The sequence below is a fragment of the Coprococcus sp. AF21-14LB genome (genome assembly GCF_003458885.1).
Taxonomy (GTDB): domain Bacteria; phylum Bacillota; class Clostridia; order Lachnospirales; family Lachnospiraceae; genus UBA9414.
Map to the genome: position 1 here is coordinate 1 of NZ_QRVX01000065.1, position 10,415 is coordinate 10,415.

At 36.8% G+C, this 10,415-nt stretch carries 9 protein-coding genes and 1 pseudogene; all 10 read right to left on the bottom strand.

Annotated features, from left to right (window positions below; all coding sequences use genetic code 11):
• Positions 1-114 precede the first annotated feature (114 nt).
• Positions 115-1,110 (bottom strand): ABC transporter ATP-binding protein, encoded by a 996-nt coding sequence (locus DWX73_RS11815; RefSeq protein ID WP_118348950.1) that lies wholly within the window; start codon positions 1,108-1,110, stop codon positions 115-117.
• The gene (locus DWX73_RS11820; protein ID WP_118348951.1) at positions 1,110-2,120 is read right to left on the bottom strand and encodes an ABC transporter ATP-binding protein; all 1,011 of its coding nucleotides are present in this window, start codon (positions 2,118-2,120) and stop codon (positions 1,110-1,112) included. The genes DWX73_RS11815 and DWX73_RS11820 overlap by 1 nt, the downstream gene beginning before the upstream one ends.
• 17 nt (positions 2,121-2,137) lie before the next feature.
• A complete protein-coding gene (locus tag DWX73_RS11825) occupies positions 2,138-3,043 on the bottom strand; it encodes an ABC transporter permease (protein ID WP_118348952.1) in 906 nt (301 codons plus the stop codon).
• Complete coding sequence (locus DWX73_RS11830; protein ID WP_118348953.1) at positions 3,043-4,005, bottom strand: ABC transporter permease; 963 nt, start codon at positions 4,003-4,005, stop codon at positions 3,043-3,045. Before DWX73_RS11830 ends, DWX73_RS11825 begins: the two co-directional genes overlap by 1 nt.
• Before the next feature lie 228 nt (positions 4,006-4,233).
• Entirely contained in the window at positions 4,234-5,763 is a 1,530-nt protein-coding gene (locus DWX73_RS11835; protein WP_242996880.1) for an ABC transporter substrate-binding protein, read from the bottom strand.
• Positions 5,764-5,803: 40 nt separating this feature from the next.
• A complete protein-coding gene (locus DWX73_RS11840) occupies positions 5,804-6,736 on the bottom strand; it encodes a DUF1177 domain-containing protein (protein WP_118348954.1) in 933 nt (310 codons plus the stop codon).
• Between the two features lie 26 nt (positions 6,737-6,762).
• Entirely contained in the window at positions 6,763-7,578 is an 816-nt protein-coding gene (locus DWX73_RS11845; protein WP_118348955.1) for a carbon-nitrogen hydrolase family protein, read from the bottom strand.
• A gap of 296 nt (positions 7,579-7,874) precedes the next feature.
• Complete coding sequence (locus tag DWX73_RS11850) at positions 7,875-9,185, bottom strand: hemolysin family protein (RefSeq protein ID WP_118348956.1); 1,311 nt, start codon at positions 9,183-9,185, stop codon at positions 7,875-7,877.
• A 247-nt stretch (positions 9,186-9,432) separates the two neighbouring features.
• On the bottom strand, positions 9,433-9,897 hold the full coding sequence (bcp, locus tag DWX73_RS11855; protein WP_118348957.1) for a thioredoxin-dependent thiol peroxidase: 465 nt from the start codon (positions 9,895-9,897) through the stop codon (positions 9,433-9,435).
• Between the two features lie 149 nt (positions 9,898-10,046).
• Positions 10,047-10,313: pseudogene (locus tag DWX73_RS11860) on the bottom strand (arsenate reductase family protein); the annotation flags it as partial.
• Between the last annotated feature and the right edge of the window lie 102 nt (positions 10,314-10,415).

Genomic DNA, 10,415 nt, shown 5'->3' on the forward strand with positions numbered 1-10,415 from the left:
AAAAAATAAGAATCTCCTGTAGAAAATCAGGTATAAAAACACTGATTTCTACAGGAGATTCTTATTTTAAGATTTAGAAGCTAAAAATCGGTATTAACCGACAGCCCCTTTCATTTACTCTATTTCTCCTCGCTGATATCGAATACAGGCGACTTTGTGTCCATTTCCCATTTCTTTTAATTCTGGAATCGCTTTTTTGCACTCCTCGGTACAATATGGACAGCGATTTCCAAACGGACATCCAGGCGGCATATTTAGCGGACTTGGAATCTCACCTGTTAATTCAATTGCTTCTTTTTCTTCAAACGGGCTTGTCGGCGGAATTGCAGAAAAGAGTGCTTTTGTATATGGATGTGCCGGATTCTTATAAATCTCATCAGCATTTCCCATTTCCATAATTCTGCCTAAATACATAATAATAATTCTGTCACTAATATATTTTACAACACTTAAATCATGTGATATAAAAATATATGTTAACCCCAAAGAATCTTTTAATTCTTTTAGCAGATTAAGAACTTGTGCCTGAACAGAAACATCAAGAGCCGAAACCGGTTCATCACATACCAATAATTTTACATCCATTGCCAATGCCCTTGCAATATTAATACGCTGTCTCTGTCCTCCGGAAAACTCATGTGGATAGCGAATTGAATGATAATAATCAAGTCCAACTAATTTCAAGAGTTCAATCACTCTCTTTTTTCTTTCTTCCGGCGTTCCGATATTATGAATAATCATCGGCTCTTCAATCAAATCACCTGTTGTCATACGCGGATCAAGAGATGAATATGGATCCTGAAACACCATGTTAATTTCCTTCCGGAGTGCATTCATTTCTTTTTTATTTAGTTTCATCAAGGACTTCCCATTATAGATTACATCTCCTGACGTTGCTGGAATCAAACGCAAAAGTGTTTTCCCAAGCGTAGACTTTCCACAACCAGATTCCCCAATGATTCCAATTGTTTCTCCTCTTTTTACCTCAAACGAAACATCATTTACTGCATTCAGAGCAGATGGCTTTTCAAAAAGTTTAGAACTTTTCACTTGGAATGTTTTCGTCAAATGATCGACTTGCAGAATAATATCATTTTTATTTTCTGGCATTACTCTTTACCCCCCATCTGTTCTATCTTTTCTAACTCTTCTTTTGTAAAATGACAGGATACAAAATGTCCAGGTTCTACTTCTCTCATCTCCGGACATTTTGTTTTACATATTTCTTGACAATACTTGCAACGATTATGGAAATTGCAACTTCCTCCTGTTAATTTCAAATCTGGAGGAGTTCCCGGAATTGAAGTTAATGGTACATTCGGATCATCCGTTACTTTCGGCATAGATTTTAACAATCCCCATGTGTATGGATGACGAGCATCTGCATACAATGTCTTAGCATCTGCATACTCTACCGTTTTTCCTGCATACATAACCATGACTGTATCACACATTTTCCATACAACACCTAAATTATGTGTAACAAGAATAATAGAAGAATTTGACTCCTTCTGAATATCTTTCATTAACCCAAGAACTTGTGCCTGTACAGTTACATCTAAAGCTGTAGTTGGTTCATCTGCAATGATAAGCTTAGGATTACATGCTATCGCCATAGCAATAATAACTCTTTGTCTCATACCACCAGAAAATTCATGCGGATAAGATTTCAAACGTTTTTCTGCTTCTGGAATTCCAACCATTTTTAAAACTTTTATCGCATATTGTTTTGCTTCTGCTTTTGATAGTTTCTGATGTGCATTAATTACTTCCATAATCTGCGATCCAATTGTATAAACTGGATCAAGAGCAGTCATTGGATCCTGAAAAATCATTGAAATGTCATTTCCACGAATCTGAAGCATTTCTTTTTGACTCAGTTTTGCCAAATCTTTCCCTTCAAACATAATTTTACCGTCAACAATGTGACCATTCTTTGGCAGCAGACGCATAATAGAAGAAGAAGTTACACTTTTTCCGCAGCCAGATTCTCCTACGATTCCTAGCGTCTGTCCATATTCTAATGAAAAAGTAACACCGTCTACTGCTTTAGCAATCCCAGTAGCCGTATTAAAATGTGTTTTCAAATTTTCCACTTTTAATAATGGTTCATTACTCATAGCGTTTCTCCTTTCCTCTATTTTTTCATCTTAGGATCTAATACATCGCGAATTCCATCACCCAAAAGGTTAAATCCTAATACTGTAATTAAAATTGCAAAACCAGAGTATGTTGCAATATGACTTGCACTTCTCATAACATCTTGTCCATCTTTCAAAATAGATCCCCAAGATACATCTGGTGGTGTAATACCCATTCCGAGGAAGCTAAGTGATGCTTCTGTAAGAATTGCACCTGCAACATTCAATGTAGCATACACAATTAATGAAGATACAATATTTGGAAGCAAATGCTTAAACAATACTCTGCTATTACTTGCCCCAAACGCTTTAACAGCTTTGATATATTCTTCATTTTTTACAACCAGAACCTGACCTCTTGCCATTCTGGCATATCCCGGTACGCTTGCAATACCAATGGAAAGAATTACATTTTCCATTCCGGCACCAAGAGCAGTCATTAACATTAATGCTAATAATGTAAATGGAAATGCAGACATACCATCCATAATACGCATAATAACTGCATCCACTTTTCCTCCTGCATATCCTGATATAAGACCAGCCAAAATGCCAATAACAGCTCCTACGGCCATACCGCCTACAGCAACAACTAAAGAAACTCTTCCACCGTGAATCAATCTTGCTAACATATCTCGACCGAGATTATCTGCACCTAAAGGCAGCCCCGGTGTACCTGGTTTTGCGTTGACTTTTAAAAAATCCATTGCCGCTGGGTCAACATTATATAAAAACGGACCTAAAATAGAAACTACTGTTACAAATACTACCAGTACCAAACCAAACATAGCAGACTTATTTCTACAAAGTTTCCTCCACGCACTATTTGCTTTCCTTTCTTTCAGAAGCATCTCCTGCTGGCTGGCTTCACTCAAACCTTTTGTTACTTCTTTTGCTCCCATTAGCCTGCCCTCCTTTCGGATTCATAGCTTACTTTCGGATTAATATACAGATATACAATATCTACAATCAGGTTTACTGTAACATATAAAATTGCCATAAATAAAACGGTTCCCTGAATCATTTCAAAATCATTATTATTAATTGCATCGACAATCAATCGTCCGATTCCTGGCCATGAAAAGATTGTTTCTATCATAATGGCTCCTGTCATCAGAGCTGATATACGCATACCAAGTACCGTTACAATTGGCGGAAGCGCATTTTTCAATCCATGTTTGATAATAACAACACCTTCACGAATTCCTTTTGCTCGAACAGCTTTCATATAATCTTGATCAATCACTTCCAGCATACTAGAACGACTGATTCTCGCAAAGTTAGCCATACTTCCAAAGGAAAGACAAAGCGACGGTAAAAACAAATGTGATATTACATCTCCGATTCCATTTGCAAGATTTCCCATTCCCATTGTTGGAAACCATCCGAGATTTACACTGAATATTAATACAAGCATTAATCCTAACCAAAACGCGGGCATAGATACACCTATTAATGCTGCTATCATGGAAATATAGTCAAATGCTGAATACTGTTTTACCGCCGATATTATCCCTACCGGAACCCCTATTAGTAAAGCAATAATAAGACTCGCTGCTGCTATTTGTAATGTGTTAGGAAGTTTCTCTAAAATCAAATCTGCTACTGGACGATTATACCGATAAGAAGTTCCTAAATCCCCCATTAGGATTCCTTTCATATAATTAATATATTGAACTGGAAGCGGATCATTTAATCCCATTTCTTCTTCCATCTTGGCAATATCTTCTGCAGTTGCCTGTGGTCCAAGAATCGAAACCGCAGGATTTCCCGGAAGAACCCGAGTGATAACAAACGTTATACTCATTGTAATCAACAGTACTGGGATTAATTGTAAGATACGCTTTAAGATCATCTTTAACATACTGTTGTTCTCCTTTCCCTTCATCTGGAAAGATAATCACTCTTTCCATTTCTTATAGACATATATTTTAAAATTAGGAGTGCCACGAGTGCGGCACTCCTTGTCATAATATATCAATATATTATTTTGCTAACCATACGTTATGTCCGTCACCTGCTATTTCAATTGTTTTATCAGGACGAACAACATAATTCTGTACTTTATCACTCATACCTGTATTGATATTTCCTACACAATAGTCGATCTGAGGATATTGTTCAACAATAGCTTTAACGCTTCCTTATAAATTTTTGCTCTTTCTTCTTGATCTGAGATTGTAACAGCTTTATCTAAAAGCTCATTTACTTCAGGAATATTAAACTGCTGACCATTACCTAAAGTACCAAGAGATTCTTCATGGAACATCTTATCTAAATAAAAATATGGATCCGGGAACCAAGTCCAGCTCATAGAAATAATGTCTGCATTTCCAGAAGCACCAATCTCACTGAAAGTTCCCCATGCTGCCTGATGAATATTAATCGTTACACCAATCTGAGCACAAAACTGCTGGAAAATTTCACCTATTTTTTTCGATGTTGCTGAATCAGCCGTATAAAAGTCCAATTCAAATCCATCAGGATATCCTGCTTCCGCAAGTAATTTTTTTGCACCTTCTACATCATACTCCGGAATGATATCTTCTAATGATTTATCATATCCCCAAGAAGCTGGCGGTAACGGAAGATATGCCGGTTGACATTCTCCATACTGATAAAGAGCTGCTACCATTGCTTCACGATCTACTGCCATTTGAAGAGCTTTACGTACTCTAATATCAGCTGTTGGACCATTCGCCATATTAAAATAAATATAACTTACTCCCATACCAGGCTCCTGGCTCATTACAAGATTGTCATCTGCTTTAATATCTTCGATTCCTTCTCCTGCAAGATCACAGGCAATATCAACATCGCCATTTTTCAGAGCATTCACTCTCTGGTTTACTTCTGTAATATATACAAAATTTAAACCATCAAGATAAACATCTCCACCCCAGTATTTATCAAATCTGACAAAATTTACACCTTCGTCTGTTTTCCATTCATCCATCATAAATGGACCTGTTCCTACAAAATGTGCTCCAAATTCATCGCCCCATCCTTCAACTTCTTCTTTCGGAACAATAACATTTCCACTGTTCGTAAGTGCTGGGAGGAACGAAGCATCTGGTGTCTGAAGTACACATTTTACAGTATACTCATCAATAACCTCACAGTGATCTAACATTGCCAATCTGGCCAAAGCAGATTCATTATGAGAGCGTTCCAATGAATATTTTACGTCTTCAGCAGTCATTTTACGTCCATCCTGATATTTCCCCGGATGAAAATATACGTCATCACGAAGCTTAAAAGTAAATTCATCTCCCGCTTCATTCGATTCCCAACTTGTAGCAAGACTTCCTTGAAATTCTGATAAATCATCACTATATATAACTAGCGTATCTGCAATATTCTCAATAATCTGCCCCTCATAGAAACCTGTAAATTTTACCGGGTCAATATTACTTGCAACAGCTGCCATCGCAATCTTTAATGTTCCACCAAATTTTTCTTCTTCACTAACTTCTTTTTGCTCAGTCGCTTCTTTTTGTTCTTCCTGTTTCGCTGGTTCAGATGCATTTTGATCATTAGCTTTCTTTCCACATCCGGCTAGCATCGAAACAGTCATACAACATGTTAATAACAAGACAACTAATCTGTTTCTCTTCTTCATATAATTCCCTCCTTAAATATGTACTTATTATTTCATTCCTCTATTTCCCGAGTGTTTGAATATGTTTCATTTCTCCATATTTTGAAACAATCTTATCAAATTCCTCTTTATTATAAAATTGGCAAACTCCACGTCCATAGGCTTTGGCTGTTTCTAAAACAAACCTTGCAGCTTCTTCTAAATCTGCAGCATGTGTTGCTCCCGTCGCACAACCGGCAACTGGTACCTCTGTAGTAATAGCAACTCCCACTACCGGAGCATCTGTTGCTGTTGCCGGTTGAAGAATGCTATTAAGATGGAAAAGTTCATTTCCATAAGGTGTAATATCTTGAGTTGAAAGTGCAAAAACATGTGGAAGTTTTCCTGTCGTCATCTGCATAATGTCTAACAAATCTTCGCTAACCCTCAAAATATAACCATCTTTTACTGTCGGAGAAATAGCAAATCCTCTCGTATTAATAATTCGATTTCCCTTTGTTGTATCAACAGAAAGAATCGCATCCAAACTTCCATTTACTTCATGCTGATTCACTGTTGCCATATCTACCGGCGATCCCATAAAAGGAACTGGTTTATGAGGACTTGTTGGTGCATCTGGACAAATATGAGTACAACATACAACATCGCCTTCCAAATCGTCACCTTTTTTCTTCATATCAAGCAATTTGGCTGCAACTGCAAGAGCAACTAACGCTCCATCACCATCTGACACAAATCCAATCTGCTCCGGTCTTGCTCCAAGTCCTCCAAGTCTTCCAAGAACTCCTAACGTAGGTGCATCGCCTCCTACTGTTTTGCCTTTTGTTCCCGGAATCGTAATCCGAATCATATCTGTTGTACCTTTAGGTCCTTCAATTGTTGTTACTTCAACATCCTCTGCACCGAGACTTCTCATATATCCTTCCATTAAAGCCCCTGATGCATCTGCTCTATCCAACAGTTCATATACCTCTAAAACTTGACGCATTAACATAGTTATTTTTCTCCTTTAGACAACGATTACTCCCATTTATATGTTTTTAACCAATCTGTATATAAATCCGGGCGAAGCCATTCAAGCCATTTCATGGTTTTATGACGTTTTTCTACCTCTTCTTTATAGATTGTCTGTACATAATAGGTGTCAGTTTTTTCCCACAAATTTGCTATAATCAGCCCATCTGGATTGCATACCATTGAGCGACCAACTTTGATACAACCATTTCCCGCTGGTCCTACACGGTCACAGGATACACAATAGATTCCATTTTCTGAAGAACGAGCTTGATTACAAATTACCCATAAATCATCATCTGGATATGCCCAGCTACTTGTTACTGCCAACATATGGCATCCATTTACAGCATAAGCTCTTGAAAGTTCTGGAAATCCGAAGTCTGCACAAATCATAATTCCGATTTTGATTCCGTTCAATTCAAACATCACCAAATCTTTGCCAGGCACAAGTGTATCTCTTTCACTATTAAACAAATGAATTTTTGAATAATCTGCAAGAATACGTCCATCCGGTGCATACACCGTAGCTTTATTATGCACACCGTCTTCTTTCCGTTCTAAACGTCCTGCTAAAATATTTGTTCCTGTTTTTGCTGCAATGCTCTTCCAAAATTCGTGAACTTTGTCCGATTGTTCCTGATCAAACTCTTGAAGAGGAGTACCACTCTCCAAACATGCTTCATGAAAAAGAATTAAGTCAACATCTTTTTCATTTTCTGCAACTGTCATCGCCATTTTTTCAACATTTGCCATATTAGCTTCGATATCATTTTGTACAACCGTAACCTGAACAGCAGATACTTTTAACTGACCTTCCATTTTACTTCCTCCTTTGATTGTATTTTTATTCCTTGAAGTAAGTATACTCTATCTCTTTAATATCGTAAAGCACTTTGTGCCATTTGTATAATTTTTGTGCATAGACGTATATTTGATGTGCAACTTGCACAACATTTTTATCACTCTAATAGATTAATATAATACTTGCAGTCTTTTTTTATATTCGCTCATTAAAAATTCAAGAAAAAAATCTCCCATGAAAAGTATAAATATACTATTTCCATGGGAGACTTTATCTCTCACTCTCTTTAATATTTTATTTTCTGTATTTAATCCTACATTTTAATTATCGCCTCTTCAATCTGATGATCTTTAATACATTTTATCTGGATCTGAAGATTTTGAATCTCAATTTCAATATCCCACTCACCATCTTCCGGAATCATACCAAGTTCATCAAATACAAGGCCTGTAAGTGTATCGAACTCTGATGAGATCAGTTTATGCCCCAACATCTCTTCCAAAACGCTTAACTCAATATTACCACGAATCCTCCATATCCCATCATTGACCTTTTTCAATTCCGGTTCACTGCTTTTATCATCTGAAAACTCATCGCTTAAATCTCCCACCAGTTCTTCTACCAGATCAGACAGTGTTACAATCCCTGTCATACCGCCATATTCATCGATTACAATCGCCATCGAATGTTTTGTTAGTTTCATATTTTTAAATACAACGTCTGCCCGTGTTGTTTCCAATACAAAATACGGAGCATGAACTGCGGTTTTTAAAATATTTTCCCGACTTTTATCTACTGTACGAAAATATTCTTTTGTATTCAGCACACCAATTACATGATCCGGTGATCCCTCACAGATTGGAAAGCGTGTATGACGGCTATTATGAATTGTTTCCTTCCAGGAATCCATATCATCTTCTGTCCAAAGCATCACGACATCTGTCCGATGTGTAGCAATATTTTCAATCATCGTGTCATTAAACTCAAAAACATTTTGAATAAATTCTTTTTCCTGATGTGCAATTGCTCCCTTTTCACTTCCCACATCCACTAACATTCTGATTTCTTCCTCGCTTACCTGCTCTTCTTCCTCATTTGGATCAATTCCACATAAACGCAATACAAAATTTGTTGAAATCGATAAAAAAGAAACCAGCGGTTTAAATATAACTGAAATGCCACTTACCAAACCTGATATGCCAAGAGCCAATTGTTCTGATCTTTTCATAGCAATTCGCTTCGGAACTAATTCTCCAAAAACCAATGTGAAGTACGACAAAATCAACGTAATTACGATGACCGAACAGGCATCCAGCGTTGTTCGCGGAATCTTTACTCCTAATGACAAAATCCAATCTACCAGCGGCTCTGAAAAATTATCTGCTGCAAATGCACTTCCCAAAAATCCCGAAAGTGTAATTGCAACCTGAATTGTAGCAAGAAATCTTGCAGGTTCTTTCACCAATCGAAACAATCTTTTTGCACGTTGGTCTCCTTGTTCTGCCATTCGTTCCAGTTTCATTTCATTTATCGAAAGTACTGCTATCTCTGCGCTTGCAAAAACGGCATTCAACGCAATCAATATTATCTGCAACAATAATAAAAAAATTAAAGTATTATCCATAACTATTACTAACCTCTTTCTCAATTAAATATTTTAAATAAATAAATAACACAAGACATGACCCCTGCATTAAAATTCGCAGAGACCATGTCTTGATCTATATCATTCATTTAAATTATTTTCTTGATTCGGGTCAGCGTTACTATCGCTATCGTCCATTGTGCTAATTCTACCTCCTAAGATTCTTAATAGTATGTATTATAGCAAATCCCATTTTATCAGTCAATAATTGTATCACTATCTTTTTTTAATTTTTACCAATAAGATATTCCAGCATTTTTTCCGGATCATCTGCCGCCTTTACTTTGTCATTGGCATAAACAATCATTCCATCTTCATCAATAACATACGTTGTTCTGACAACTCCCATTGATACTTTTCCGTAATTTTTCTTTTCTTTCCATACATCATATGCTTTTATTGCTTCCAACTCCGTATCTGAAAGAATTGTAAATGTTAATCCCTGTTTTTCCTCAAATCTCTTGTGGGATGCAACACTGTCCTTGCTAATTCCAATTACTACAATTTCCTTTTCCTCAAACTGCTGGGAACGCTCACTGTATCCACACGCCTGCTTTGTACATCCAGGTGTATTATCTTTTGGGTAAAAATATAAAATAACCTTTTTCCCTCTGTAGTCTGTTAAGCTGTGCATTTCTCCATTTTGATCCGGAAGTGTAAATTCCGGCGCTTTTATTCCTGTCTCTAACATCGCTTTACTCCTTTACTTCTTTGACATATTTAGATAATTCCTGATTATCTTTATACTGCATATCATTTGAAAATCCTTTATTTATTTATTATTATACATCAAGGTTCTTCCTTGTAAATACTGAAAATACACGCATCGCTCTTCTTGTTTTATTTCCACTCTTTCCATACTTCCGGACAGTATCCCAGTGTAGACTGCTTTCCATTTCGGACTACCGGGGTTTTTATTACCTGTGGATTCTCCAAAATCTTTTCCAGTTTATCTTCCTCTGCTATATATTTAATAAGCGCAAGTATATCTTGGTCTTTTCCATGCCAGTTAATCATATTCTCCAGGCCGCCATTTGCCTGTGCAACAGAATTGAACTCTCCTTTACTCATTCCTTTTTCTTTCATATCGATAAACTGAAATTGAACAAAATCGCTACGCGATGGCCTGCCAAGGCTGTGGCATAGCGATTTTCTGTTTTATATAACAAAACAGTGGAAAGCAAGTCCTAAAAGTAGTATTGTTAAATC